21 protein-coding genes and 5 tRNA genes are annotated in these 25,558 nt (G+C 60.8%); 10 read left to right on the forward strand and 16 right to left on the reverse strand.

Translation table 11 applies throughout. From position 1 onward, the window contains the following. From nuoK to nuoN, 4 genes are read left to right on the forward strand one after another with little or no spacing between them, the layout of a single operon-like run. Positions 1–309: an NADH-quinone oxidoreductase subunit NuoK gene (nuoK, locus tag H7995_RS06705; protein WP_093421177.1), complete on the forward strand. Its 309-nt coding sequence runs from the start codon at positions 1–3 to the stop codon at positions 307–309. Next, positions 306–2,159, forward strand: a complete 1,854-nt coding sequence (gene nuoL, locus H7995_RS06710) for an NADH-quinone oxidoreductase subunit L (protein WP_159996946.1) — start codon at positions 306–308, stop codon at positions 2,157–2,159. Before nuoK ends, nuoL begins: the two co-directional genes overlap by 4 nt. Positions 2,160–2,198: 39 nt before the next feature. Then, the gene (gene nuoM / locus H7995_RS06715; RefSeq protein WP_185818146.1) at positions 2,199–3,731 is read left to right on the forward strand and encodes an NADH-quinone oxidoreductase subunit M; all 1,533 of its coding nucleotides are present in this window, start codon (positions 2,199–2,201) and stop codon (positions 3,729–3,731) included. 7 nt (positions 3,732–3,738) lie between these two features. Then, positions 3,739–5,202 (forward strand): NADH-quinone oxidoreductase subunit NuoN, encoded by a 1,464-nt coding sequence (gene nuoN / locus H7995_RS06720; protein ID WP_159996950.1) that lies wholly within the window; start codon positions 3,739–3,741, stop codon positions 5,200–5,202. 70 nt (positions 5,203–5,272) lie between these two features. Here nuoN and H7995_RS06725 read toward each other — a convergent pair whose 3' ends face one another. The 8 genes from H7995_RS06725 to gltX form a co-directional block, all read right to left on the reverse strand. Beyond that, positions 5,273–5,710: an acyl-CoA thioesterase gene (locus H7995_RS06725; RefSeq protein WP_166589931.1), complete on the reverse strand. Its 438-nt coding sequence runs from the start codon at positions 5,708–5,710 to the stop codon at positions 5,273–5,275. Between the two features lie 48 nt (positions 5,711–5,758). Beyond that, the gene (locus H7995_RS06730) at positions 5,759–6,592 is read right to left on the reverse strand and encodes an alpha/beta fold hydrolase (protein ID WP_185818147.1); all 834 of its coding nucleotides are present in this window, start codon (positions 6,590–6,592) and stop codon (positions 5,759–5,761) included. Between the two features lie 29 nt (positions 6,593–6,621). Next, positions 6,622–7,161 (reverse strand): TetR/AcrR family transcriptional regulator, encoded by a 540-nt coding sequence (locus H7995_RS06735; RefSeq protein WP_166589933.1) that lies wholly within the window; start codon positions 7,159–7,161, stop codon positions 6,622–6,624. Positions 7,162–7,341: 180 nt separating this feature from the next. Beyond that, positions 7,342–7,417, reverse strand: a tRNA-Glu gene (locus tag H7995_RS06740). A gap of 79 nt (positions 7,418–7,496) precedes the next feature. Then, a tRNA-Ala gene (locus H7995_RS06745) sits at positions 7,497–7,572 on the reverse strand. A 53-nt stretch (positions 7,573–7,625) separates the two neighbouring features. Next, positions 7,626–7,701: transfer RNA gene (locus tag H7995_RS06750), tRNA-Glu, on the reverse strand. Positions 7,702–7,779: 78 nt separating this feature from the next. Beyond that, positions 7,780–7,855: transfer RNA gene (locus tag H7995_RS06755), tRNA-Ala, on the reverse strand. Positions 7,856–8,035: 180 nt separating this feature from the next. Continuing rightward, positions 8,036–9,517: a glutamate--tRNA ligase gene (gene gltX / locus H7995_RS06760; protein WP_166589934.1), complete on the reverse strand. Its 1,482-nt coding sequence runs from the start codon at positions 9,515–9,517 to the stop codon at positions 8,036–8,038. Between the two features lie 231 nt (positions 9,518–9,748). On the opposite strand from gltX, the gene H7995_RS06765 reads away from it, so the two are divergent. Continuing rightward, complete coding sequence (locus H7995_RS06765) at positions 9,749–10,795, forward strand: HlyD family secretion protein (RefSeq protein WP_182341114.1); 1,047 nt, start codon at positions 9,749–9,751, stop codon at positions 10,793–10,795. Continuing rightward, positions 10,785–12,335 (forward strand): MDR family MFS transporter, encoded by a 1,551-nt coding sequence (locus H7995_RS06770; RefSeq protein WP_185818148.1) that lies wholly within the window; start codon positions 10,785–10,787, stop codon positions 12,333–12,335. The genes H7995_RS06765 and H7995_RS06770 overlap by 11 nt, the downstream gene beginning before the upstream one ends. A gap of 201 nt (positions 12,336–12,536) precedes the next feature. On the opposite strand, the gene uvrB is transcribed toward H7995_RS06770, so the two are convergent. Further along, complete coding sequence (uvrB, locus tag H7995_RS06775) at positions 12,537–14,552, reverse strand: excinuclease ABC subunit UvrB (RefSeq protein WP_166589937.1); 2,016 nt, start codon at positions 14,550–14,552, stop codon at positions 12,537–12,539. A gap of 350 nt (positions 14,553–14,902) precedes the next feature. Here uvrB and H7995_RS06780 point away from each other — a divergent pair, with 350 nt between their 5' ends. Both H7995_RS06780 and H7995_RS06785 read left to right on the forward strand, forming a co-directional pair. Further along, on the forward strand, positions 14,903–16,099 hold the full coding sequence (locus tag H7995_RS06780; protein WP_166589938.1) for an amino acid aminotransferase: 1,197 nt from the start codon (positions 14,903–14,905) through the stop codon (positions 16,097–16,099). A gap of 194 nt (positions 16,100–16,293) precedes the next feature. Continuing rightward, on the forward strand, positions 16,294–16,497 hold the full coding sequence (locus H7995_RS06785) for a hypothetical protein (protein ID WP_166589939.1): 204 nt from the start codon (positions 16,294–16,296) through the stop codon (positions 16,495–16,497). A 4-nt stretch (positions 16,498–16,501) separates the two neighbouring features. Here H7995_RS06785 and H7995_RS06790 read toward each other — a convergent pair whose 3' ends face one another. Next, positions 16,502–16,735: a hypothetical protein gene (locus H7995_RS06790; protein ID WP_095165258.1), complete on the reverse strand. Its 234-nt coding sequence runs from the start codon at positions 16,733–16,735 to the stop codon at positions 16,502–16,504. Positions 16,736–16,987: 252 nt separating this feature from the next. On the opposite strand from H7995_RS06790, the gene H7995_RS06795 reads away from it, so the two are divergent. Beyond that, positions 16,988–17,063: transfer RNA gene (locus tag H7995_RS06795), tRNA-Asn, on the forward strand. A gap of 81 nt (positions 17,064–17,144) precedes the next feature. Here H7995_RS06795 and H7995_RS06800 read toward each other — a convergent pair. The 5 genes from H7995_RS06800 to H7995_RS06820 form a co-directional block, all read right to left on the reverse strand. Then, a complete protein-coding gene (locus H7995_RS06800; RefSeq protein ID WP_185818149.1) occupies positions 17,145–18,164 on the reverse strand; it encodes an alpha-xenorhabdolysin family binary toxin subunit B in 1,020 nt (339 codons plus the stop codon). 14 nt (positions 18,165–18,178) lie between these two features. Beyond that, the gene (locus tag H7995_RS06805; RefSeq protein WP_185818150.1) at positions 18,179–19,378 is read right to left on the reverse strand and encodes an alpha-xenorhabdolysin family binary toxin subunit A; all 1,200 of its coding nucleotides are present in this window, start codon (positions 19,376–19,378) and stop codon (positions 18,179–18,181) included. 239 nt (positions 19,379–19,617) lie between these two features. Next, positions 19,618–21,141 carry a nucleobase:cation symporter-2 family protein gene (locus H7995_RS06810; RefSeq protein WP_182341134.1) on the reverse strand — a complete coding sequence of 508 codons (1,524 nt, stop codon included), beginning with the start codon at positions 21,139–21,141 and terminating at the stop codon, positions 19,618–19,620. 209 nt (positions 21,142–21,350) lie between these two features. Next, the gene (locus H7995_RS06815; protein WP_185818151.1) at positions 21,351–22,181 is read right to left on the reverse strand and encodes an arylamine N-acetyltransferase family protein; all 831 of its coding nucleotides are present in this window, start codon (positions 22,179–22,181) and stop codon (positions 21,351–21,353) included. A 195-nt stretch (positions 22,182–22,376) separates the two neighbouring features. Next, entirely contained in the window at positions 22,377–23,945 is a 1,569-nt protein-coding gene (locus H7995_RS06820) for a GGDEF domain-containing protein (protein WP_185818152.1), read from the reverse strand. Positions 23,946–24,149: 204 nt separating this feature from the next. On the opposite strand from H7995_RS06820, the gene H7995_RS06825 reads away from it, so the two are divergent. After that, positions 24,150–24,782 (forward strand): HAD family hydrolase, encoded by a 633-nt coding sequence (locus H7995_RS06825; RefSeq protein WP_178117376.1) that lies wholly within the window; start codon positions 24,150–24,152, stop codon positions 24,780–24,782. Between the two features lie 93 nt (positions 24,783–24,875). Here the strand turns inward: H7995_RS06825 and H7995_RS06830 are convergent, their stop codons facing one another. Continuing rightward, a complete protein-coding gene (locus tag H7995_RS06830) occupies positions 24,876–25,541 on the reverse strand; it encodes a ribonuclease T2 family protein (RefSeq protein ID WP_185818153.1) in 666 nt (221 codons plus the stop codon). Positions 25,542–25,558: the final 17 nt, after the last annotated feature.

Consider the following 25,558-nt stretch of genomic DNA (forward strand, 5'->3'; position numbering starts at 1 on the left):
ATGCCTGCTATCCCTTTAGAGCATGGACTGGCCGTCGCCGGCATCCTGTTCTGCCTCGGCCTGGTCGGCCTGATGGTCCGCCGCAACATTCTTTTCGTGTTGATGAGCCTGGAAGTGATGATGAACGCCGCTGCCCTGGCATTCATCGTTGCCGGTGCACGTTGGGGCCAGCCGGATGGACAAGTCATGTTCATCCTGGTGATCAGCCTGGCAGCCGCCGAGGCCAGTATTGGCCTGGCGATCCTGCTGCAACTGTATCGCCGCTTCCACACGCTCGATATCGACGCTGCCAGTGAGATGCGCGGATGAACCTACTCTTCCTGACTTTCGTATTCCCCCTGATCGGGTTCCTGCTGCTGTCGTTCTCCCGCGGACGCATCTCGGAAAACCTCGCGGCGCTGATCGGCGTCGGCTCCATCGGCCTCTCGGCGATCGTCACTGCCTACGTAATCTGGCAGTTCAACGTCGCACCGCCTGAAGGCGGCCACTACACCCAGGTGTTGTGGCAGTGGATGGCGGTGGAAGGTTTCACCCCCAACTTCGCCCTGTACCTGGATGGCCTGTCGGTCACCATGCTCGGCGTCGTGGTGGGTGTGGGCTTCCTGATCCACCTGTTCGCGTCCTGGTACATGCGCGGTGAAGCCGGTTACTCGCGCTTCTTCGCCTACACCAACCTGTTTATCGCCAGCATGCTGTTCCTGGTGCTGGGCGATAACCTGCTGTTCCTGTACTTCGGCTGGGAAGGCGTGGGCCTGTGCTCCTACCTGTTGATCGGTTTCTACTACAGCAACCGCAACAACGGTAACGCGGCACTCAAGGCGTTCATCGTCACCCGTATCGGCGACGTGTTCATGGCCATCGGCCTGTTCATCCTGTTCCAACAGGTGGGCACGCTGAACATCCAGGAACTGCTGGTGCTGGCACCGCAGAAATTCCAGGCCGGCGACTTCTGGATCGTGTTGGCGACCCTGATGCTGCTGGGTGGCGCGGTCGGTAAATCGGCCCAGCTGCCGCTGCAAACCTGGTTGGCGGACGCAATGGCCGGCCCGACCCCGGTTTCGGCACTGATCCACGCCGCGACCATGGTCACCGCCGGTGTCTACCTGATTGCCCGTACCCACGGTCTGTTTGCCCTGGCGCCGGACATTCTGCAACTGGTCGGCATCGTCGGCGGTGTGACCCTGGTGCTGGCGGGTTTCGCAGCCCTGGTCCAGACCGACATCAAGCGTATCCTCGCCTACTCGACCATGAGCCAGATCGGCTACATGTTCCTGGCCCTGGGCGTCGGTGCCTGGGACGGCGCGATCTTCCACCTGATGACCCACGCCTTCTTCAAGGCGCTGCTGTTCCTCGCGTCCGGTGCGGTGATCGTGGCCTGCCACCACGAGCAGAACATCTTCAAGATGGGCGGCCTGTGGAAAAAACTGCCACTGGCCTACGCCAGCTTCATCGTCGGCGGCGCGGCCCTGGCGGCCCTGCCACTGGTGACCGCAGGTTTCTACTCGAAAGACGAAATCCTCTGGGAAGCCTTTGCCAGCGGCAACCACGCCCTGCTGTACGCAGGTCTGGTGGGTGCATTCATGACCTCGCTGTACACCTTCCGCCTGATCTTCATCGCGTTCCACGGTGAAGCGAAGACCGAAGCCCACGCCGGCCACGGCATTGCCCACTGGCTGCCACTGTCGGTGCTGATCGTGCTGTCGACTGCCATTGGCGCGATGATCGTGCCGCCGCTGCACGGTGTCCTGCCGCAAAGCGTCGGGCATGCCGGTGGCGAAGCCAAGCACAGCCTGGAAATCGCCTCGGGCGCCATCGCTCTGTCCGGTATCCTGCTGGCCGCGCTGCTGTTCCTGGGCAAGCGTCGGTTTGTCACGGCCATCGCCAACAGCGGCATCGGCCGTCTGCTCTCGGCCTGGTGGTTCGCCGCCTGGGGCTTCGACTGGATCTACGACAAGCTGTTCGTCAAGCCGTACCTGGCGATCAGTCACCTGCTGCGCAAAGACCCGTTCGACCAAACCATCGGTTTGATCCCGCGTCTGGCCAAAGGGGGTCACAACTCCCTGAGCCGCACCGAGACGGGTCAACTGCGTTGGTACGCCGCCTCGATGGCTGCTGGTGCTGTGCTGGTTATCGGCGCCATCGTGCTGGTAGCGGTCTGATATGAACCTTGCGAATTTGCGAAAGGAAACGAGCCCGTCATGATTCTGCCTTGGCTAATCCTGATCCCCTTCATCGGCGGCCTGTTGTGCTGGATGGGTGAGCGCTTCGGCGCCACCCTCCCACGCTGGATTGCGCTGTTGACCATGACCCTGGAACTCGCCCTCGGCCTCTGGCTGTGGGCCCACGGTGACTATTCATTTGCTCCGGCACCTGGCGCCGATCCGACTTGGGCGCTTGAGTTCAAGCACGTCTGGATCGAGCGTTTTGGCATCAACGTGCACCTGGCCCTCGACGGCCTGTCGCTGTTGATGATCCTGCTGACCGGCCTGCTGGGTATCCTCTCGGTACTCTGCTCGTGGAAAGAGATTCAGCGTCACGTGGGTTTCTTCCACCTGAACCTGATGTGGATCCTGGGCGGCGTTGTCGGCGTGTTCCTCGCGCTGGACCTGTTCATGTTCTTCTTCCTCTGGGAAATGATGCTGGTGCCGATGTACTTCCTCATCGCGCTCTGGGGTCACAGTTCTTCGGACGGCAAGAAAACCCGGATCTACGCGGCGACCAAGTTCTTCATCTTCACTCAGGCGTCCGGCCTGATCATGCTGGTGGCGATCCTCGGTCTGGTACTGGTCAACTTCAACAGCACAGGCGTGATTACGTTCAACTACGCCGACCTGTTGAAAACCAAGATGTCGATGACCACCGAGTACATCCTGATGCTCGGCTTCTTCATCGCCTTCGCGGTCAAGCTGCCCGTGGTGCCGTTCCACTCCTGGTTGCCTGACGCTCACGCCCAGGCGCCGACCGCAGGCTCCGTCGACCTTGCCGGTATCTTGCTGAAAACCGCGGCCTACGGCCTGCTGCGTTTCGCCCTGCCGCTGTTCCCGAACGCCTCGGCCGAGTTCGCGCCGATCGCCATGGCCCTGGGCCTGGTCGGGATCTTCTACGGTGCGTTCCTGGCATTTGCCCAGACCGACATCAAGCGCCTGATCGCGTTCTCCAGCGTCTCGCACATGGGCTTCGTGCTGATCGGTATCTACTCCGGCAGCCAGCTGGCCCTGCAAGGCGCCGTGATCCAGATGCTTGCCCACGGCCTGTCCGCGGCGGCACTGTTTATCCTCAGCGGCCAACTGTACGAGCGCACCCACACCCGCGACATGCGTGAAATGGGTGGCCTGTGGTCGAAGATCGCCTACCTGCCGGCCATCAGCCTGTTCTTCGCAGCCGCTTCCCTGGGCCTGCCAGGTACCGGCAACTTCGTCGGTGAGTTCCTGATCCTGATCGGCACGTTCGCCAGTGCGCCATGGATCACCGCGATTGCCACCTCCGGCCTGGTGTTCGGTTCGGTCTACTCGCTGATCATGATCCACCGTGCCTACTTCGGCCCGTCCAAGTCGGACGCGGTGCTGCACGGTATGGATGCTCGCGAACTGATCATGGTGCTCGGCCTTGCGGTACTGCTGATCTACCTCGGCGTCTACCCGCAACCGTTCCTCGATACCTCTGCTGCGACGATGCATGGTGTGCAGCAATGGCTCGGTACCGCCTTCACTCAACTCGCTTCGGCCCGGTAAGAGCGCTATGGAATTCACGATTCAACACTTTATCGCGCTAGCGCCACTGTTGATCACCAGCCTCACCGTGATTGTGGTGATGCTGGCTATCGCATGGCGCCGCAACCACTCACAGACTTTCCTGCTCTCGGTGGCGGGTCTTAACCTGGCCTTGCTGTCTATCCTGCCGGCACTCAAGGTCGCGCCGCTGGTCGTCACCCCGCTGATGCTGGTCGACAACTTCGCGCTGCTGTACATCGCACTGATCCTTGTGGCGACCCTGGCCTGCGTCACCCTCGCCCACGCCTACCTCGGCGAAGGCGGCACTGGCTACCCGGGCAACCGCGAAGAGCTGTACCTGCTGATCCTGCTGGCTGCGGCCGGCGGTATCGTGCTGGTCAGCGCGCAACACCTGGCCGGCTTGTTCATCGGCCTGGAGCTGCTCTCGGTACCGGTCTACGGTCTGGTGGCCTACGCCTTCTTCAACAAGCGCTCCCTGGAAGCCGGCATCAAGTACATGGTGCTGTCGGCTGCCGGTTCCGCGTTCCTGTTGTTCGGCATGGCGCTGCTCTATGCCGATGCTGGCAGCCTGAGCTTCAGCGGTATCGGTCACGCCCTGGCCGCCAGCGGCGCGGCCAGCCCGCTGGCGCAACTGGGCATGGCGATGATGCTGGTGGGCCTGGCGTTCAAACTGTCCCTGGTGCCTTTCCACTTGTGGACGCCGGACGTGTACGAAGGTGCTCCGGCCCCTGTCGCCGCGTTCCTGGCGACTGCCTCGAAAGTTGCAGTGTTTGCGGTCATGGTGCGTCTGTTCCAGATATCCCCAGCCGCCAACACCGCCGTGCTGAGCAACGTCCTGACCGTGATCGCGATTGCCTCGATCCTGTTCGGTAACCTGTTGGCACTGACCCAGAGCAACCTCAAGCGTCTGCTGGGTTACTCCTCCATTGCCCACTTCGGCTACCTGCTGATTGCCCTGGTGGCGAGCAAGGGCCTGGCCCTGGAAGCCATCGGCGTGTACCTGGTCACCTACGTGATCACCAGCCTTGGCGCGTTCGGCGTGATCACCCTGATGTCCTCGCCATACAAAGGCCGTGACGCCGACGCCCTGTACGAGTACCGCGGCCTGTTCTGGCGCCGTCCGTACCTGACCGCCGTGCTGACCGTGATGATGCTGTCCCTGGCCGGCATTCCGCTGACCGCTGGCTTCATCGGCAAGTTCTACATCATTGCCACCGGTGTCGAAGCGCACCAATGGTGGCTGGTCGGTTCGCTGGTGCTGGGTAGCGCCATCGGCGTGTTCTACTACCTGCGCGTGATGGTTACCCTGTTCCTGATCGAGCCTAACCTGCGCCGCGTCGACGCACAGCTGCACTGGGAGCAAAAGGCAGGTGGCGTAATGCTGCTGGCCATCGCCGCCCTGGCGTTCTTCCTGGGCGTCTACCCGCAACCGCTGCTGACCCTGGTCCAGCAAGCCGGCCTGGCGGGCTGATCGCTCAAGCGAAACGCAGCAACAAAAAAACGGCACCCTCGGGTGCCGTTTTTGCATTCCATCAATCCGTTCAGGCGGGGACGTGCAACGCTGGACCGTAGCCTTCGATGAACTCGGCGGGCATGCGCTTGGGCCTGCCGCTGGACAGTTCGATACAGACAAAGGTGGTTTGCGCGCGCAGCAGGGTCGCGTTGTCGCTGGGGCGAACCAGCTGGAAATGCCGGGTCATTTTCAGGCGCTGGTCCCAGTCGACGATCCAGGTCGCCAACTGCAGCTCGTCACCCTCATAGGCCGCCGCCAGGTAATCGATCTCGTGGCGGACCACGGCCATGGCCCGGTCCAACCGTCGATACTCCACCAGGTCCAGCCCAAGGCGCTGTGAGTGGCGCCAGGCGCAACGTTCGAGCCAGGTGACGTACACCGCGTTGTTGGCGTGTCCCAGCCCGTCGATGTCCTCTGCGGCCACCTGCAGGTCAATCACAAAGGGTGTTGCCCGATCCCAGCCCATGCCTCGCTCCCGGTCCGATTATTCGACCGGGAGCAGTGTAACGGATGATCAGGCCGATTGCCGCGTCTGCAGGCTGCGACCCGCGAGCAAGCCCAGCACCCCGTCGATCACTCGCGAGTCGGCCAGCACCCGCTGATGTCCGCCCTGCTCCAGGCGCAACAGACGACTGTCGAACCAGGCCTCGTGGATCAGTTGCGACTCGCTCACCGGGACGAAGATATCGTCCTCGGCATGTACGATCAGCCCGGGCATATCCAGCTGATAGTGGGCGACATCGAGCCTTGAAGCCGAAAACCCCACATCCTTTTCAATTTGCCGGATAAACGCCGAGCGCGCCCTGGGCGGCATTCCGACGTAGCGGGCAAAACCACGCAGCACGCCCAGAATCCGCGCCGGTGCCGCGATACTCACCAGGGTTTCGGTGCGCAGCCCCAGTTGCACTGCCAGCATCGCACTGGCGCCGCCCATGGAGTGACCGATGACCCCTTGCAGGGGCGGCAACTCGGCCGCGGCTTCGAGCATGGCGCGGGCGAACATCACGACGTTGGCCTCGCGCCCCGGCGAACGGCCGTGGGCAGGACCGTCCAGGGCGACCACCGTATAACCGGCGTCCACCAGGGCGGTGATCAGGCTGGCGAACTGGGTCGGCCGCCCTTCCCAGCCGTGCATCAGTAACACCACCGGGCCCTGCCCCCAGCGCAAGGCCGAGAGCCCAAAGCGCAAGGTGATGCGCTCGGCGCTGGCCAGCAGCGGCATTTCCCAGTCACGGGGCGGCAATTCACGGGGCGTCATGAACACCTGCCGCATCTTGCTCGCAATCAACTTCGGCGCCACCCAGCCCAACGTGCCGTTAACGCCGCGAACCCAACTCAAGGTGCTCATCGCTCATCTCCAAAGGCCAACGCTTCAGGTCACAGCACCGCCGACTTGGCGGCACGCAGCAATCGATCAGACAACTCACCGGCTCCCAGCGCTCGCGCCAGAGCCAGACCTCCCACCATCAGCGCCAGGTCCGCCAGGACCTTGTCGGCGTCTTCCGGGCTGTTGGCCAACTGCGCGACCATCAGCTCGACGTGCTCGTTCAAGGCCACCCGGAAGTCATCCGGCAGGCGGCCCAGCTCCCCCACCGACGCCGGAATCGGGCAGGCGTTTTCGGTGGAGTCGCGGTGTTTGCGCGACAGGTAGAACGCCGCGACCAACGCCCGGCGCTCTTCCCCGGTCAGCTCGGCATCCATGTCGGCGATCAACGCCCGACGCTGGCCGAGCAACTGGGTGAAGGCTTCCAGCATCATCGCGTCCTTGCTTTCGAAGTGCGCATAGAAGCCGCCGACAGTCAGGCCGGCCGCACCCATCACTTCGCCCACGCTCGGTTCCGCCGGGCCACGTTGAATCAGCGCAGAGCTGGCGGCCTGGAGAATGCGTTCACGGGTTTGAGCTTTTTTGTCGTTCATCGTTACCTCCGAATATTACGATGGAAATATTATTCTCATAATAAATTTACGCAAGGGTTGGATTTGACCGTTGGTCAGAAGAGCAGAGGGGGAATTGGGGAATTGGCCAAACGCCAGACAAACAAAAGGGCCATTCAATAATTGAATGACCCTTATAAAATCCCGCAGAGCGGGTAATCGTGGCGTCCCCTAGGGGACTCGAACCCCTGTTACCGCCGTGAAAGGGCGGTGTCCTAGGCCACTAGACGAAGGGGACGCAAACCCTTCTATACACTGATCAGCGCTGAGTACTGATCGCTTCAAGGCCGGTGTGGCCAGACCTTGAAGTGTAAAATTGGTGGAGCTTAGCGGGATCGAACCGCTGACCTCCTGCATGCCATGCAGGCGCTCTCCCAGCTGAGCTAAAGCCCCAGATTTTTCGCCTCGCGGCGGAGTGACATCTTGCAACATCACTTCTGTAAAACTGGCGTCCCCTAGGGGACTCGAACCCCTGTTACCGCCGTGAAAGGGCGGTGTCCTAGGCCACTAGACGAAGGGGACACAAACCTTCTATACAACTGATCAACGCTGAGTGTTGATCGCTTCAAGGCCGGTGTGGCCAGACCTTGAAGTGTAAATTGGTGGAGCTAGACGGGATCGAACCGTCGACCTCTTGCATGCCATGCAAGCGCTCTCCCAGCTGAGCTATAGCCCCTCATCGTTGATGTCATCGCTGAGGACGGGGCGAATCTTAAGGGCGTATCGGATGCCTGTCAAACTTATTTTTCAAAAAATTTAAAATTTTTTGCCGACATTACAATCACTTACCGCCCTCCCCCCGGAAATCCGGGGGTTTGGCGCAGGCCAAAGGCCTGGCAGGAGCTGCTGCTGGGAATCAGGCGATCGCGGCCAACAGCTTTTCCCACTCCTTGTTTTCCTTCTTCGACACGCCACCGAGCAGGTCGATGGCCTGGCGCAGACGGAAACGGGTCAGGTCCGGGCCGAGGATTTCCATGGCGTCGAGCACCGACACCGAGCTCGCCTGACCGGTGATCGCGGCGAACATCAACGGCATGGCATCGCGCAGCTTCAGCTCAAGGGATTCGACGACCGCCTGAATCGTCGCGGTGATGTTGTCCTTCTGCCACTGGCGCAGGCTCTCCAGCTTCCACAGGATCAACTGCATCAACTGGCGCACCTGGTCGCCCGAGAGCTTCTTGGATTCGAACAGCTTGGCATCCGGGTTGACGCCACCGGCGAAGAAGAACCCGGCGAGCGGTGCTACCTGGCTGAAGGTTTCCACACGGCCCTGCACGTGGGGCGCGATCTTCATCATGTACTCAGGGTTCAGCGCCCAGGTCTGCAGGCGGCTGGCGAACTCTTCCACCGGCAGGTCACGCAGCCACTGGCCGTTGAGCCAGGACAGCTTCTCGATGTCGAAGATCGGCCCGCCCAGGGACACGCGCTTGAGGTCGAAGTTGTCGACCATCTCTTGCAGGGAGAACTTCTCGCGCTCGTCCGGCATCGACCAGCCCATGCGCCCCAGGTAGTTGAGCATCGCTTCCGGCATGAAGCCCATGCGCTCGTAGAAGGTCACCGAGGTCGGGTTCTTGCGCTTGGACAGCTTGCTCTTGTCCGGATTGCGCAGCAGCGGCATGTAGCACAGCTCCGGCTGCTCCCAGCCGAAGTATTCGTACAGCAGGATCAGTTTCGGCGCCGATGGCAGCCACTCTTCGCCGCGCAGGACGTGGGTGATGCCCATCAGGTGGTCATCGACCACGTTGGCCAGGAAGTAGGTCGGCAGGCCGTCGGTCTTCATCAGCACTTGCATGTCCATGCGATCCCACGGGATCTCGACGTCGCCACGCAGCATGTCCGGCACCACGCAGACACCTTCGGTCGGCACCTTCATGCGGATCACGTGGGGTTCGCCAGCGGCCAGGCGGCGCGCCACTTCTTCCTTGGACAGCAGCAGCGCCCGACCGTCGTAGCGCGGGGTCTCGCCGCGAGCCATTTGCTCGGCGCGCATCTGGTCCAGTTCCTCGGCAGTGCAGAAGCATGGGAACGCATGCCCCATGTCTACGAGCTGCTGGCAGTACTTCTGGTAGATCTCGCCCCGCTCGCTCTGCCGGTACGGGCCGTGCGGGCCGCCGACGTCCGGGCCTTCAGCCCAGTCGATGCCCAGCCAGCGCAAGGCATCAAAAATCTGCTGTTCGGACTCGCGGGTCGAGCGCAACTGATCGGTGTCTTCGATGCGCAGGATGAACTCACCGCCATGCTGCTTGGCAAAGCAGTAGTTGAACAAAGCGATGTAAGCGGTGCCGACATGGGGATCGCCGGTAGGCGATGGCGCGATGCGAGTGCGGACGGTGGTCATGGCGTGTCTCGAAAGATGATGAAAAGCGGAGATGAAACAAAGGGCGAATGGTAACAGGCGACACCCGCCCGGCTCCAGTGAGCAGGGCATATAAGCCAAGATTGAGGCCACAAAAGGCGCTAACAGCGGCAAATGCCTGAATATCAATGGGTGGCATTTACCACCTGTCGGCTATGTGCCAGATTCACCAGCTGTTAAATTTCCTTACACTTTATCGACTACAAGCTGCCCATGCCTGCCCAACTCAAGCGTCGCCTGTTTATCTTCCTGTTTATCGTCCTGCTGGTCGCCGGCGGCTTTTTTGCCGAGTGGTTTTTCAAGGGACGGTTTTACGAAAGCACCGATAACGCCTATGTGCAGGGTGAAATCACCCGCGTTTCCAGCCAGTTGAGCGCGCGCATCGACGAGGTGCTGGTGCAGGACAACCAGCACGTGGAAAAAGGCCAGTTGCTGATCCGCCTCGAAGGTGAGGACTTCCGCCTTGCCGTCGACCGCGCTGCCGCTGCCCTCGCCACCCGCCAGGCCGAGCGCCTGCAAGCCCAGAGCAAACTGACCCAGCAAGCCAGCCTGATCGCCTCCAGCGAAGCCCAGGTCGCCTCCAGCCAGGCCAGCCTGGGGCGTTCGCAAATTGATCTGTCCCGCGCCGAAACCCTGCGCAAGCCCGGCTACGTCTCGGAAGAGCGGGTCACCACCCTGTCGGCGGAAAACCATATCGCTCGCTCCCAGGTCACCAAGGCCCAGGCCGACGCCCAGGCACAGCGCCAACAGGTCAACGCCCTGAGCGCCGAGATCAAGCGCCTCGACGCGCAGATCGCCAATGCCCAGGCCGACCTGGCCCAGGCCGAGCTGAACCTGACCCGCAGCGAGATCCACTCGCCGATCAGCGGCCTGGTCGGCCAACGCGCAGCGCGCAACGGCCAGGTGGTGCAAGCCGGCGCGTACCTGCTGTCGATCGTCCCGGACCAGGACATCTGGATTCAGGCCAACTTCAAGGAAACCCAGATCGGCCACATGCAGCCTGGGCAAAAGGCCGAGTTGATTTTTGATGCCTACGGCGACACCCCGATCGACGCCCGGGTCGACAGCCTGTTCGCCGCCTCCGGCGCCCAGTTCAGCCTGCTGCCGCCAGACAATGCCACCGGCAACTTCACCAAGGTGGTGCAACGGATTCCGGTGAAGCTGACGTTTGCCGCGGATAACCCGCTGCACGGCAAGATCCGTCCGGGCATGTCGGTCACCGTCAAAGTGAACATCAAAGACCCCGTCGATGGCCGGTGATCAACTGATCCGCCCGGTCGGCGAACCGACCCGGCGGGACTGGATTGCAGTCATGAGCGTGATGCTCGGCGCCTTCATGGCGGTACTCGACATCCAGATTACCAACTCCTCGCTCAAAGACATCCAGGGCGCGCTGTCGGCGACGCTTGAGGAAGGCTCGTGGATTTCCACCTCCTACCTGGTGGCGGAAATCATCATGATCCCCCTCACCGCCTGGCTGGTGCAGTTGCTCTCGGCTCGCCGCCTGGCGGTCTGGGTCTCGGTCGGTTTCCTGTTCGCCTCCCTGCTCTGCTCCATGGCCTGGAGCCTGGAAAGCATGATCGTGTTCCGTGCCTTGCAGGGTTTTACCGGCGGCGCGCTGATCCCCCTGGCGTTCACCCTGACGCTGATCAAGCTGCCTGAACACCATCGCGCCAAAGGCATGGCCATGTTCGCCATGACCGCCACCTTCGCCCCCTCCATCGGCCCGACCCTGGGTGGCTGGCTCACGGAAAACTGGGGCTGGGAGTACATCTTCTACATCAACATCCCGCCCGGCCTGATCATGATTGCCGGCCTGATGTATGGCCTGGAGAAGAAAGAGGCGCACTGGGAACTGCTCAAGAGCACCGACTACACCGGCATCCTCACCCTGGGCGTCGGCCTGGGCTGCCTGCAGGTGTTCCTCGAGGAAGGCCATCGCAAGGACTGGCTGGAGTCGAGCCTGATCGTCACCCTGGGCAGCATTGCCCTGGTCAGCCTGATCACCTTTGTCATCGTCCAGGTGTCCAAGCCCAACCCGCTGATCAACCTGGGCATCCTGCGCAACCGCAACTTCGGCCTGTCGAGTATCTCCAGCCTGGGCATGGGGGTGGGGCTGTATGGCTCGATCTACCTGCTGCCGCTGTACCTGGCGCAGATCCAGAACTACAACGCCCTGCAGATCGGTGAAGTGATCATGTGGATGGGCGTGCCCCAGCTGTTCCTGATTCCGCTGGTGCCCAAGCTGATGAAGTACATCTCACCGAAGTGGCTGTGTACCCTGGGTTTTGGCCTGTTCGGCCTGGCGAGCTTTTCGTCGGGGGTGCTGAACCCGGACTTTGCCGGGCCGCAGTTCAACCAGATCCAGATCATCCGGGCACTGGGGCAGCCGCTGATCATGGTCACCATCTCGCTGATCGCCACCGCCTACATCCTGCCCGAGGATGCCGGCTCGGCGTCGAGCCTGTTCAACATCCTGCGCAACCTCGGTGGCGCCATCGGCATCGCCCTGCTCGCCACCCTGCTGGATGCCCGGACCAAGACCTACTTCGATTACTTGCGCGAAGCCATCGTGCCAACCAACCCGCAAGTGGCCGAGCGCCTGGCCAGCCTGACCGACCGCTTTGGCAGCGAGACGGCCGCGCTGGGCAAGCTCAGCGAGATCGCCCATCAGCAGGCATCGATCATGGCGTACAACGACGCCTTTCATTTTGTCGGGATTGCGCTGGGGGTGAGCATGCTGGCGATTCTGCTGACCAAGGCGTTGCCGGCGGGGATCAAGGTTGGAGAGGCGCACTAGTTGAATTTATAGCGCACTGGCGGGCTTGCCCACATGTAGGAACGGGCGCCCGCTTGCGGCCTGCTCGCGATGGACGTAAACGATGACACGTACTGTCTGGATAAACCCGTCGCGCTCAGGTTTTTCGCGAGCAGGCCGCAAGCGGGCGCCCGTTCCTACAAGTGGGCTTGCCCGCGATGAGGCCCTGTCAGGCGCCGAGGATCAGACCGCCAGCAACCGCTCGCGCATCTTGGCGATTTCGTCGCGGGTCTGGGCTGCGGCTTCGAACTCCAGGTCGCGGGCGAGCTGGTACATCTTCTCTTCCAACTGGCGAATGCGCTTGGTGATCTCGCTCGGCGAGCGCAGTTCGTTTTCGTACTTGGCGCTTTCCTCGGCCGCCTTGGCCATGCCCTTGCGCTTCTTGCTGCGCGAACCCGGCACGGTGGCGCCTTCCATGATGTCGGCAACATCCTTGAACACCCCTTTGGGGGTGATGCCGTTGGCCAGGTTGAACGCGATCTGCTTGTCACGACGACGTTCGGTCTCGCCGATCGCCCGCTCCATCGAACCCGTGATGCGGTCGGCATACAGAATCGCCCGGCCGTTGAGGTTACGCGCGGCGCGGCCGATGGTCTGGATCAGCGAGCGCTCGGAACGCAGGAAGCCTTCCTTGTCGGCATCGAGAATCGCCACCAGCGACACTTCCGGCATGTCCAGGCCTTCACGCAACAGGTTGATCCCCACCAGCACGTCGAAAGTGCCCAGGCGCAAGTCGCGGATGATCTCCACCCGCTCCACGGTGTCGATGTCCGAGTGCAGATAACGCACGCGCACACCGTGGTCGGCCAGGTAGTCGGTGAGGTCTTCGGACATGCGCTTGGTCAGCGTGGTGACCAGCACCCGCTCCTCCAGCGCTACCCGTTTGGTGATCTCCGACAGCAGGTCGTCGACCTGGGTCAGCGCCGGGCGGATTTCGATCTGCGGGTCCACCAGGCCGGTCGGACGCACCACTTGCTCGACCACGCGCCCGGCGTGTTCGGCTTCGTAGTTGCCCGGGGTGGCCGAGACAAAAATCGTCTGCGGGCTAATGCTTTCGAACTCATCGAAGCGCATCGGCCGGTTATCCAGCGCCGAGGGCAGGCGGAACCCGTACTCCACCAGGGTTTCCTTGCGTGAACGGTCGCCCTTATACATCGCACCCACCTGCGGCACGCTGACGTGGGACTCGTCGATCACCAGCAAGGCATCGGCCGGCAAGTAGTCGAACAAGGTCGGTGGCGCCTGGCCAGATTCCCGGCCGGACAGGTAGCGCGAGTAGTTTTCGATGCCGTTGCAATAGCCCAGCTCCAGGATCATCTCCAGGTCAAACCGGGTGCGCTGCTCCAGGCGCTGGGCTTCCACCAGCTTGTTGTTGGTGCGCAGGTAGTCGAGACGCTCCTGCAGCTCGACCTTGATCCCCTCGATGGCGCCGAGCAGGGTTTCACGGGGCGTCACGTAGTGGCTCTTGGGGTAGAAGGTAAAGCGCGGCAGCTTGCGGATCACCTCCCCGGTCAGCGGATCGAAGGCCGAAAGGCTTTCGACTTCGTCATCGAACAGCTCGATGCGGATCGCTTCCAGGTCCGATTCCGCCGGGTAGACATCGATCACGTCGCCGCGCACGCGGAAGGTGGCGCGGGCGAAATCCATGTCGTTGCGGGTGTATTGCAGGTCGGCCAGACGGCGGACCAGGGCACGCTGATCGAGTTTGTCGCCACGATCGATGTGCAAGACCATCTTCAGATAAGTTTCCGGGCTACCCAGGCCGTAGATGCATGACACCGTGGTGACGATGATCGCGTCCTTGCGCTCAAGCAACGCCTTGGTCGCCGAGAGGCGCATCTGTTCGATGTGGTCGTTGATCGAGGCATCCTTCTCAATGAAGGTGTCGGACGACGGCACGTAGGCTTCCGGCTGGTAGTAGTCGTAGTAGGAAACGAAGTACTCGACAGCGTTGTTGGGGAAAAACGCCTTGAATTCGCCATACAACTGCGCGGCCAGGGTCTTGTTCGGCGCCAGCACCAGGGTCGGACGCTGCACCTGAGCGATCACGTTGGCGATGCTGAAGGTCTTGCCGGAACCTGTCACACCGAGCAGCGTCTGGTGCGCGAGCCCGGCCTCGATGCCCTCGACCATCAGGCGGATGGCTTCCGGTTGATCGCCGGCAGGCTCGAAGCGGGTGACTAGCTGGAATTCGGACATACCTACCTCTGGTTTTGCGCGGCGCGCACGCCCGCCTGAGCGGGGGGGCCAGGCAGCCACGATGAACAGCGCTGACGACGGATGTCGCGGGGAAAAATCATGATAACCGTTGATGTGGTGGCGAATACCTGTAGTTTCAAGGTAATCGTCCTACATGCCCCGTAATAGACCGTCATGACAATAAGACTAACGGTTGGCAAATAAACCGAAAAACTTGCCGGAAAAGGTCAAACGCCTGTCGCCCTGCCCGGTGATGGCCTCTATACTAGCTCCCCGTTTGTGCACCGCTCTAGTGCATTCGGCTGGAGCGCCACACGTCCCTCCACATTCCATTCAGAGCCGCCGCAATAATGAGCCTGTTCTCCGCTGTCGAAATGGCACCACGCGATCCAATCCTGGGCCTCAACGAAGCATTCAACGCTGACACCCGAACCAACAAGGTCAACCTGGGGGTCGGTGTTTACTGCAACGAGGAGGGGCGAATTCCACTCCTGCGCGCCGTAGTCGAAGCCGAGACAACTCGCGCCGCTCAACACGCTTCCCGCGGCTACCTGCCGATCGACGGCATCGCTGCCTACGACCAGGCCGTGCAAAAGCTGCTGTTTGGCGCTGATTCGCCGCTGCTGGCCGCTGGACGCGTGGTCACCACCCAGTCCGTGGGCGGTACCGGCGCGCTGAAAATCGGTGCCGACTTCCTCAAGCAACTGCTGCCGGACGCCGTCGTGGCCATCAGCGACCCGAGCTGGGAAAACCACCGCGCGCTGTTCGAAACCGCCGGCTTCCCGGTGCAGAACTACCGCTACTACGACGCCGCCACCCATGACGTCAACCGCGTCGGCCTGCTGGAAGACCTCAACGCCCTGCCTGCCAACTCCATCGTGGTGCTGCACGCCTGCTGCCACAACCCGACCGGCGTCGACCTGAGCCCGGCGGACTGGAAAAACGTCCTGGAAGTGGTCAAGGCGAAAAACCTCGTGCCGTTCCTCGACATGGCCTACCAGGGCTTTGGCGACGGCATCGACGAAGACGCCGCTGCCGTGCGCCTGTTCGCCGAGTCGGGGCTGAACTTCTTCGTTTCCAGCTCGTTCTCCAAATCGTTCTCGCTGTACGGCGAGCGCGTCGGCGCACTGTCGATCGTCAGCGAATCGAAAGAAGAAAGCGCGCGCGTGCTGTCGCAAGTCAAACGCGTGATCCGCACCAACTACTCCAACCCGCCGACGCACGGCGCGGCAGTGGTTGCCGCCGTGCTCAACAGCCCGGAACTGCGCGCCCAGTGGGAGCAGGAACTGGCCGAGATGCGCCTGCGCATTCGTGGCATGCGTACCCAGATGGTGGACCTGCTGGCCCAGCACGCCCCAGATCATGACTTCAGCTTTGTCGGCCGCCAGTGCGGGATGTTCTCCTACTCCGGCCTGACCGTTGAACAAGTGACCCGCCTGCGCAACGAGTTCGGCATCTACGCCCTGGACACCGGCCGCATCTGCGTGGCCGCGCTGAACCAGAACAACATCGCAGCCGTGACCCAGGCCATCGTTCAGGTGATCTGAAGCTCAGCTCGATAAAAAAGGGGAAGCCGCTTGGCTTCCCCTTTTTGTTTGCGAGCAGATAATACCCAACGCCAAGGCTCCACACTCTAGACTCTAGAGCGCCTCACTGTGGAGGCGAGCCGGGCGGCGCTCCGTCTGCTCGCGAAGCGCTCTGCCACAGACACAGCAAAACTTCGAAACCCTTGAGAGCCGAGATGAAAAACGACAATTTACGCGCCGACCGCGATGACGACCTGGATCACTTCGCCCCTCGCCCTGCGACCAAGCGTGGCAACAGCCTGGTGCTGCAAGTGGCAAGCGGGGTGTTTCTCGGCGGCCTGGCCCTGTGGCTGGTGCAACTGGCCGCCACTTCGCTGTATGCCAAGCTCATGCTCGGCACCGTGACCTTCGGCGGTTGACGGTTCAGCCAGCCAGCTGGCTCGACCGCTGACTGGCGGCATCGTCATAGGCCACGTACAAGGCCTCGGCCACCTGGCTCTTGATCGCCTTGGCGCTTTCCAGCCCCAGCACAAACCCCTCGGCCTTGCCCCCGGCACGATTGAGCTCTTCAGCGGTGCCGGCCTGGGTGATCGCTTCGAACAGTTTTTCGGCGGGCGCACCCACGCCTTTGGGCAGGCTGATCTGGGCAATGCTCATGCGTGCACCCCGCACGCCAGGATTTGAGAGAACAGCGGTTGTTGAGTCATGACGCCTACCTTGTGGGCTAATGGCCGACAGCGCGTGAAACCACGCCCGGGGGCCCATGGTAGACCTCTACTGCGTTTCTGGTAACCGCCAATGACCGCCGACTGCCCACCCCGCAACGAATCGACACCACTCACCGGAAAAAACCCTGCAGATTCAATTTTTTGTTGACTTGTTCTTTTTAATCAGTAACATACGGCGCATTCCGCGATAGCTCAGTTGGTAGAGCAAGTGACTGTTAATCACTGGGTCCCTGGTTCGAGTCCAGGTCGTGGAGCCAGACAGCAAGATCAAAAAGCCCCTGAATCGAACGATCAGGGGCTTTTTTGTGGGCGAGAGAAAAGCCCGGCGGGCAGGCCTACTAAATACGCCACGCCGAAGCGATAGGCTCAAGGGTTTTGTGCAAGGCGACGCCTTGCGCTGTAATCGCACTCAAACTCTCAAGAGGGGTGTGCGGCGGCAGATCAAACGCGGTGACAAAACCACCGATCTGCCTAGCCAGCAACTGAGCCTCCCGCACGTAATCGAGCCGTACCGCATCAAGCCGAGTGACCCGACTCAAGGCTTGCGCCTGCTTGATCGAGTCCGTCAACAACCTGGTCAACTGGTCTTTTTGATCCAGGTAGTGCTGACGCTTTATCCTCAGGTCATTCCTGAGCTTCACCATGTCGACGTAGCGGATGTATTGCGACGCATGTTCGACCAATTTCCTGAACAGGCGTACACCACGTTTCACCATTTCAACTTGCGGGGCGCTTAAATCAAGCCCATCCAACTCTTCATCACTCGCGATCCAGGGCAATAGGTAATCGAACAGGTTCTTGTCATCGATCACCCTGATGCACTCGTCAATGTCCTTGCGCTGCTCATCCAATTCAAGCAGTCGCGTATCCAGATCCTGCAGAGCCAATCGAATGCCATTTTCCAGGTTGACCGAGTTCGTGCTGCCCGCCTCGTCAGTGGGCAATACCTCAATGTCGTCGACTTGATTGATCGCCGTAGTCATGCCAAGCCAGAAACCCCGGACACGCCGCATGTCGGCATTGACACTGCTTATATAGTCCTCTCTCAACTCTTCCTTGGCCCGCTGCCGCGCCTGCTCATCCAATTCCTGAGCGCTCTCCAGCCGATCGAGTTCAGCGTTCAAGCTTAAAAAATTGGCATTTCTCAACAACGGCATCATGGCGACCGTCGATTGCAAAATGCTTGAATGCGCGTCATTGAGCGCTGCATTGAGACGCCCAAGCCTGGCCTGCAGATACTCGGCAAACCCCAGGGAAATCTCCGAAACGGCCATGTTTATTGAGTATTTGCTTTGCTTCATCAGCGCGTAATCTGGCTGGCGCTGCTCTTGAGTGGACATCCTGTCTATCTCGTTCATACACCTTCCCTCGGTTAACTTGCGAACTGCTGTTTATTGAAGTCTTCAATGGCCTTGTTTAGAGACTGCAACAGTGACTCGGCCAGCGCTTTGACGTTCTCCCACGGCTCAATACCGCGGATAAAACTTTGCTTGAAACGTATCAAGCTCACGCCCTCCTTGATCAGCGAAAGCTCGCTCGCAGACTTATCTATTTCTGCCAATACCGAATCCCACACCATCACCAAGGCTTCTGCAGCTGCAGACGCCGCTCGCATGAAACCGTAAATATTGTCCAACGAGTTACTGTGAGACAGTATCAAACTAGGCAACTTTTCCTGACCGTCGATCATCGCGATAAGGCTGCGCCGCTTTTTCTCGAAAGTTCGCAACTTTTTCATCGCCTCAGCCCCACCCCGCCCCATGAGCGCTTCCTCCGGCCCGACCAGGATAAAGTCCAGCAGAACAGCAACAGGATTCAATCCCTTCAGCACACTGGGGATCGCCAGCGTTCTGACTTCTTTTTCTGCTTGAGCAATATCACGCTCGATCTCTGCAAGTGATTCGCGAAACCGGATCAGGTCCACCGCAAAGTCGATGGTATTGAGCTTGTTTCTTTTCAGCTTGACCGAGGGCACTAGCTGTTCGCTCAGCTCCCGGTGAAAACGCTCAATGGACTCTTTCAATTCGACCGTAGGCGCACGGCTCAGATTGACGCTCTCCTTCAGGTCCTGAAACATCCCTTCAAGCTCTCCGTACACAGCCCGGTCAAGCTGATCAAACGGAATGAAGGGCGTTTCATCCACTGCGATAGGACCGTAGTTCTTGACCCGTTCACTGATCGGCATGGCTTCGATTTGCTGCACAAGGTCTGCGGCAAATTTGCCCTGTGTTTTTGCAAACGCACCTAAATTACCTCCCACCAGCAACAACTTGCTTTCAATCGGCAGCCACGTTCCAGCATGGACCTTGATCTTTGTGTGCAGCTCCTGAATGTCCGTCCACTGGAAATCCGGATGATCAATAATCCCACCCAGTGCGAGTTCGATCCCCTCACGATCCGTCGGAAGAAACTTGCCCTGCTCCACATAAAGTTTTATTTGCAACAGCTGATCTGAAGTCACGATCAACCGTCGCCCCTCAACACCTCCAGCTGCCTTTAGCGCCTGCTCGCTCGTGTCGGAGCGATCAGCCCCGTTAAAACTGCCCACATCTTCCATAACGTTGACTTCCATTCGTTAAACAACTCGGCAATTCAAGAAAACGCATCAACAACCTTGCGATTATTAAACGTCGAGTGCCGATGGTAGCCGAACTTAAAAGACAACAAAGTCGCAACGTTCAGCTTATACCGTAGGAAGCCCCCATCACTTAATGTACGTCGCACCTACCCACAACACAGCCATCCAACACCACAAAAAAGGCCGAGCTGTTTATTCAACAGGTCGGCCTCTATTATCGCCAGCAACTGCGGTCAGACGTGCTCGCTACTCTTGATCTGCGCAGGTCGATGTTCCGGCGCGTCATGGCCATGGCTCTCCACCACCACGGGCACTTCATTGCCATCGCAGTCATGCAACTTGCCATCGCTGAAGTAGTCGCCTTCACGCAGCGCAGCCAGGTCCTGGAAGCGCAGGGTGCGCTCGGTACCGGCGGCAAATACCGACTGTTGGTCGGAGTTGCCGGTGGTGAAGTGGTTGAAGGTCAGGTTTAGCGCAATGGCCATGATTGCCGACGAACTGATACCAGAATGGAAGATCGTGGCGAACCAGCTTGGGAAGTGGTCGTAGAAGTTCGGCGCAGCGATGGGGATCATGCCGAAGCCGATCGAGGTGGCGACGATGATGAGGTTGACGTTGTTACGGTAGTCGACCTTGGACAAGGTACGAATGCCGCTGGCGGCCACGGTGCCGAACAGCACGATACCGGCCCCACCGAGTACCGACGTCGGCACCGCGGCAATCACCCGCCCCATGAAGGGCAGCAGCCCGAGGATCACCAGGAACAATCCACCCGTGGCCACCACATAGCGGCTCTTGATCCCGGTCACTGCCACCAGCCCGACGTTCTGGGCGAAGGCGCTCTGGGTGAAGGAGCCGAAGATCGGCGCGATCATGCTCGACAGCATGTCGGCCCGCAGGCCGTTGCCCAGGCGCTTGGAGTCGACCTTGGTGTCGATGATCTCACCCACCGCAAGGATGTCCGCCGAGGTCTCGACCAGGGTCACCATGACCACGATGCACATCGACAGAATGGCGGCGAAGTGAAAGGTCGGCATACCGAAGTGGAACGGCGTCGGGAAGCCGAACATCGGCCCTTCGCCGACGTTGGAAAAGTCCGCCATGCCGAGGAACACTGCAATCAGGGTCCCGATGACCATGGCCAACAGGATCGACAGACGAGAGATGGTGGCACTGCCGATCTTGCTCAGCAGCAGCACTAACACCAGGGTCACGGCCGCCAGGCCGATGTTGGCCATGCTGCCAAAGTCTTCGGCATGGCTGTTACCGCCCATGGCCCAGCGCGCGGCCACCGGCATCAGCGTCAGGCCGATGGTGGTGATGACAATCCCGGTCACCAGCGGCGGGAAGAACTTGGTGATCCGCGAGAACACCGGGGTGATCAACAAGCCGATCAACGAGGCGGCAATCACTGCCCCCAGGATCGACTGGAAGCCGCCCTCACCGCCACTGCTGACAATCGCCACCATGGTCGCGACACCGGAGAACGACACGCCCTGCACCAGCGGCAACTGACAACCAAAGAACGGTAGGCCCAGGGTTTGCAGCAGCGTTGCCAACCCGCCTGCAAACAACGATGCCGCGATCAACAGACCAATGTCTGCCGGAGAAAGCCCGGCCGCCTGGCCGATGATCAGTGGTACCGCAACGATACCGCCATACATGGTCAGAACGTGTTGCAGGCCGTAAGCCATATTCGCGCCGACCCCGAGGTTTTCATCCTCGGGCCGTTGGTGTGAAACAGAGGGCGTTTTCATCGTGGGGGGTTCCCTGGGTTTTTGTTATGCGCACACTGTATTCAACACCCAAGACAAATGTCCATAGAGTTGTATACAACTTATCAGTCACATAATGGACAAGCATCCACCCCAGCTCGCTTCCAACCGTCTAGCCCGCACGTTTCTGGCTTTACCGCCGGTCGAAAAATAGCTGATCGATCGATCAGCTTTTTTTCGCGTGTCGGTACTTATTGCTCAGCGGCGATCAATCTCGCCAGGGTCGCCAGCAGTGCCGGATGCTCGGGCACCTGGAGCGAGAATTCGCTGCGCAGCACGTCGATCAGCGCCTGCACATCGCTGATCTCGCGCCGCTCGCTGGGGCACCCCAGGCGATGCACAGCATAGCTGCCATTGTTCAGGGTGTGGCGCACGCCCTCCCCGGTCCGCGCCACCATCAGACGCTGCAGGAACGGCGATTGGGGATGAGTCGAGACATACCAGTTGCCGATCTCGTAATCGATATCGCCCTGCCGCTGCAGGTCAAAGACATACATTGCCCGCCACTCGTCCGCGACCTTGGCGCGCAAGGTGTAGCTCTCGTCTTCGCGGGTGATGCGATAGGGCTCATGGGGCGTTGCCTGCTCCTGCTCGGTGTCGAGCAGCAGCGGCGCCGTCGGTACCATGCCGCCAAACCCCACATCGGTGATGTAGCGCACGCCATTGAGGGTCACCAGCGTCAGGCGATGGGTACGCGCCGCCCAGGCGTCCTGCGGGGCGTTCATCACCACGCGCCCGGTGATACCACGGACCTGGTACCCCAGGTGCTCCAGCAGGGTCATGTATAGATTGTTGAGCTCGTAGCAATAGCCGCCACGGCCCTCATGCAGCACTTTGTGCTGGACCGAGGGCAGGTCGAGGGGCACCGGCAATCCGGCCAGGGGCGAGAGATTTTCGAAGACGAAAGTGCTGGTGTGCCTTAGCTGCAGTTCAGCCAGGGTTTCCAGGGTGGGTGCGGGCGGCGTGGCAAAACCAAGACGCTGAAGGTACAGGTCGATGTATTCGAGCGCAGTTGGGGTCATGAGCGATTCCTTGGACATGAAGGCGCACCGGAGCCAGCGCGGTCGAGTGCCGTGCCGATGGGCAAAAGTTATACGACAGCCACCAGTGGCCACGACAATTGATTTCCCTCATCGGCCCGCTGAAGAAAAAGGCGACGCCCGGCCTGACCATCAAGCAGACCATCAAGCAGACCATCGAACGGCAACGCCAGGCCTTCAGCCCCGACTATGGGTATCGCTTGAACGCCTCTCCCGAGAGGCCACCTGCGTGCGATTCCTGCCGAAGTTCTTGGCCTGGTACAACGCCGCATCCGCGCACTCGATGAGCCACTCAATGCTGTCGCCGTCCTTGGGCACGAAGGCATGGCAGCCGAGACTGACGGTCAACTGCCCCGAAGGTGCGCCGCTGTGGAGAATATTGGCGTCCCGGACGCTGTGCCGAATCCGCTCGGCAATGGCGACTGCACCCTCGATATCGGTATCCGGCAACAGCACCGCAAACTCTTCCCCACCGTAGCGCACCACCAGGTCAGACGGGCGCTGGCAGCAGCCTTTGACCACGCCGGCGACCCGCGCCAGGCACTGGTCACCGGCGACGTGGCCGTAGCTGTCATTGAAGCGCTTGAAGTAGTCGATATCGAGCATGATCAGGCTTAGCGGACTTTGCTGGCGCAGGCCCCGGGCAAACTCGACCTGCAACGCCCGCTCGAACAACCGCCGGTTCGCCAGACCGGTCAGGCTGTCATGGGTCGCGATCACTTCCGGGCGCTCCTGGGCCGCACGCAGGTCTGCCTCGATGCGCTCACCATTGCGCACCTGCAGCACAAACACCCAACCGAACAGACTGACGCCGAGCACCACCAGGGCCACGATGACACTGGACTGCACCGCGTTGGCGTACCAGCCACGCAGCACCACGGCCTCCGGGGTGGCCGACGCCACCACCAGCGGATAAGCGTCCAGTTGCTGGTAGCCGTACAGCCGCAGTTCACCGTCCACCCGCGAACGAATCATCGCGGTGCCCGAGGGCGCATTCGGCAAGTAATGCCGGAAGATCTCCCCTTGCGCCAGCGACTCCCCAATGCGCAACTCCGCACCCGGCCGCCGCGAAAGCAAGGTGCCGTCCGCCAGGGCCAGAAACATCAAGGCGCGGTCGTCCAGACTGAAGCTTGTGAAAAACCGGTCGAAATACTCCATGCGGATCCCTGCCATCAGTACGCCCTGGAACTGACCATTGCGGTCATTCACTCGCCGCGACAACGGGATGATCCACTCACCGTTCTGCCGACTGCGGATCGCCGGGCCGATATGGGCCTGCAACGAAGCGTTCTGTTGATGGAACTTGAAATACTCGCGATCGGCGACGCCCTGCCGGGTTGGCAACTCACCAAAGGACGTCACCACCCACTGCCCTTGGCGATCGAACAGAAACAGCCCATGCAACTGCTGCAGGGCCTGCACCCGACGGGCAAAGGTGCGCTGCAAACGCGGGGTCAACGCCACGCCGAAGCCGTCGGCCTGAATCCAGTCGGCCAGGCTGGTCACCACCAGGTCGGCAGCCACGAAGGTATCCTCAGCCTGTTGCGCCATCGCCCGCGTGAGGTTCACAGAAGCGATTTGCGCCTGGGACAAGTCGTGCTCTCGGGATTGCTCAAGCTGCAGGTACAACAGGCCGCACAGGCTCAGGCACACCGCCGCAATAAAGATCACCGCCGCCTTGCGCAGGGGTAAACGCTTCAGTGGGCCGCCGAGCGTATCGTGGGGGTCGTGAATGGGGGTTGGCAAATGCATCATCCTTGAAGGGTAAAGCGCGAGCAGATGCCCGGATCCCTCGATCGGCGAAGCTTAGCCTACGCCGGTGACGCGGGGCAAACCACGACAACGCGATAACACCTGGAAACACTTGCCGCGCAGCCAATGCCGGCAGTCCCTCCATGGGCTCTGCTAGGCTCAACCCTTCACTCTGATCGGTAGCCCATGGAGGAACGCATGAATCATCAGGACCTTGTGCCCAACATCAACACCGTGGTCTTCGACCTGGGCAATGTGCTGATTCGCTGGAACCCGAGAAACCTCTACCGCAAGTTGTTTGGCGATGACGAGCAGGCCATGGAGACCTTTCTGTCCGAGGTCTGCAGCACCGACTGGAACGAACGCCAGGACGCCGGGCGCTCATGGCAGGAAGCGATCGACGAAGCCATCGCCCGCCACCCGACGCAAGAGACACTGATTCGTGCCTACCGCGAACGCTGGGAAGAGATGCTCGATGGCGCACTGGAAGAAACCGTCGAGATCCTCGAGCAACTGCACGCCAAGAAAGTTCGCCTGCTGGCCCTGACTAACTGGTCGGCGGAAACCTTCCCCATTGCCCTTGAGCGCTTCGCCTTCCTGAACAAATTCGAAGGCATCCTGGTCTCGGGCGTCGAAGGTATCATCAAGCCCGCACCACAGATCTTCCAACTGCTCAAATCGCGCTACCAGTTCGAAGCTCACCACGCCGTGTTTATCGACGACCACGCCCCCAACATCGAAGGCGCCCGCCGCGAAGGTTTCCATGCGCTGCAGTTCAGCAACGCCGGACAACTGCGCAAAGACCTCGCCGCCCTGGGCCTGCCCCTATAAAAATGGTCGTGTCGAGCAACTGTGCACTGCCAAGCACCTGTAGCAGCCGCCTCGCTTCGCTCGACAGCGGCTACAAAAACCGCACCCAGACCCTCAACGCATCGGCGGCACTCGAATATCACCCGAGCGACACTGATTTTTCACCCCCTTGCCGCACGCCTGGAAGGACAGGTCCTTGGCCATGCACACACGCACCTCCGACAACTCAGGGCCTCGACAGATCACTGCAATACCGTCTGACGGTATCCCGGGGTTGCTGCGGCGAAACATCTGCGTGATGTCCTGGGCTGAGAAGTACACCTCTTTGCTCAACGGCTGCAGCGGCTCAGGAACTTTCACCGCGCCAAGCGCCTTGTCCGCAGCCGCCAGGTAGCCCATGGCACCCAACCCGCTGCAGGTACCGTGCTTGGCCCACTCATGCTTGAGCAAGGCCGGCGTGACAAACAACGTCAGCCCCCGCGCCCGCTCGGCCGCCGACAACCGCGCATTCGGCGCGCAGGACTGCGGCCAGCCACCCTTGGCGTATTGCGGCCAAAGCCCGTGCAACACAAACCCGTAGCCCTTGCCCGAACACTGGGCATTTTCCGGGCGCGTCAGGCAAAAGGTCGGCGACCAGGACAACGCCAGCAGGTAATAGTCTAACACCCCCGACGCCGACTCGTTCTGCGGTTTGTTGCGCGAGGATTGCGGCGTATTGTTCAGGACCACACTGCCAATCGCCAGCACACCAAACAGGACCCATACAGACAGTTTTTTCATTCACACACCTGAAAGCG

The organism is Pseudomonas kielensis (assembly GCF_014236655.1).
In the GTDB taxonomy this organism is placed as follows: domain Bacteria; phylum Pseudomonadota; class Gammaproteobacteria; order Pseudomonadales; family Pseudomonadaceae; genus Aquipseudomonas; species Aquipseudomonas kielensis.

Coding starts and splice junctions, on each gene's coding strand:
- H7995_RS06725 (WP_166589931.1), bottom strand. CDS start 5,710: ATGGGCTGGGATCGGGCAACACCCTTTGTGATTGACCTGCAGGTGGCC.
- H7995_RS06800 (WP_185818149.1), bottom strand. CDS start 18,164: ATGAACGAGATAGACAGGATGTCCACTCAAGAGCAGCGCCAGCCAGAT.
- H7995_RS06780 (WP_166589938.1), top strand. CDS start 14,903: ATGAGCCTGTTCTCCGCTGTCGAAATGGCACCACGCGATCCAATCCTG.
- nuoN (WP_159996950.1), top strand. CDS start 3,739: ATGGAATTCACGATTCAACACTTTATCGCGCTAGCGCCACTGTTGATC.
- nuoL (WP_159996946.1), top strand. CDS start 306: ATGAACCTACTCTTCCTGACTTTCGTATTCCCCCTGATCGGGTTCCTG.
- H7995_RS06730 (WP_185818147.1), bottom strand. CDS start 6,592: ATGAGCACCTTGAGTTGGGTTCGCGGCGTTAACGGCACGTTGGGCTGG.
- uvrB (WP_166589937.1), bottom strand. CDS start 14,552: ATGTCCGAATTCCAGCTAGTCACCCGCTTCGAGCCTGCCGGCGATCAA.
- H7995_RS06765 (WP_182341114.1), top strand. CDS start 9,749: ATGCCTGCCCAACTCAAGCGTCGCCTGTTTATCTTCCTGTTTATCGTC.
- H7995_RS06815 (WP_185818151.1), bottom strand. CDS start 22,181: ATGACCCCAACTGCGCTCGAATACATCGACCTGTACCTTCAGCGTCTT.
- H7995_RS06805 (WP_185818150.1), bottom strand. CDS start 19,378: ATGGAAGTCAACGTTATGGAAGATGTGGGCAGTTTTAACGGGGCTGAT.
- nuoM (WP_185818146.1), top strand. CDS start 2,199: ATGATTCTGCCTTGGCTAATCCTGATCCCCTTCATCGGCGGCCTGTTG.
- H7995_RS06830 (WP_185818153.1), bottom strand. CDS start 25,541: ATGAAAAAACTGTCTGTATGGGTCCTGTTTGGTGTGCTGGCGATTGGC.
- H7995_RS06825 (WP_178117376.1), top strand. CDS start 24,150: ATGAATCATCAGGACCTTGTGCCCAACATCAACACCGTGGTCTTCGAC.
- nuoK (WP_093421177.1), top strand. CDS start 1: ATGCCTGCTATCCCTTTAGAGCATGGACTGGCCGTCGCCGGCATCCTG.
- H7995_RS06770 (WP_185818148.1), top strand. CDS start 10,785: ATGGCCGGTGATCAACTGATCCGCCCGGTCGGCGAACCGACCCGGCGG.
- H7995_RS06735 (WP_166589933.1), bottom strand. CDS start 7,161: ATGAACGACAAAAAAGCTCAAACCCGTGAACGCATTCTCCAGGCCGCC.
- gltX (WP_166589934.1), bottom strand. CDS start 9,517: ATGACCACCGTCCGCACTCGCATCGCGCCATCGCCTACCGGCGATCCC.
- H7995_RS06790 (WP_095165258.1), bottom strand. CDS start 16,735: ATGAGCATTGCCCAGATCAGCCTGCCCAAAGGCGTGGGTGCGCCCGCC.
- H7995_RS06810 (WP_182341134.1), bottom strand. CDS start 21,141: ATGAAAACGCCCTCTGTTTCACACCAACGGCCCGAGGATGAAAACCTC.
- H7995_RS06785 (WP_166589939.1), top strand. CDS start 16,294: ATGAAAAACGACAATTTACGCGCCGACCGCGATGACGACCTGGATCAC.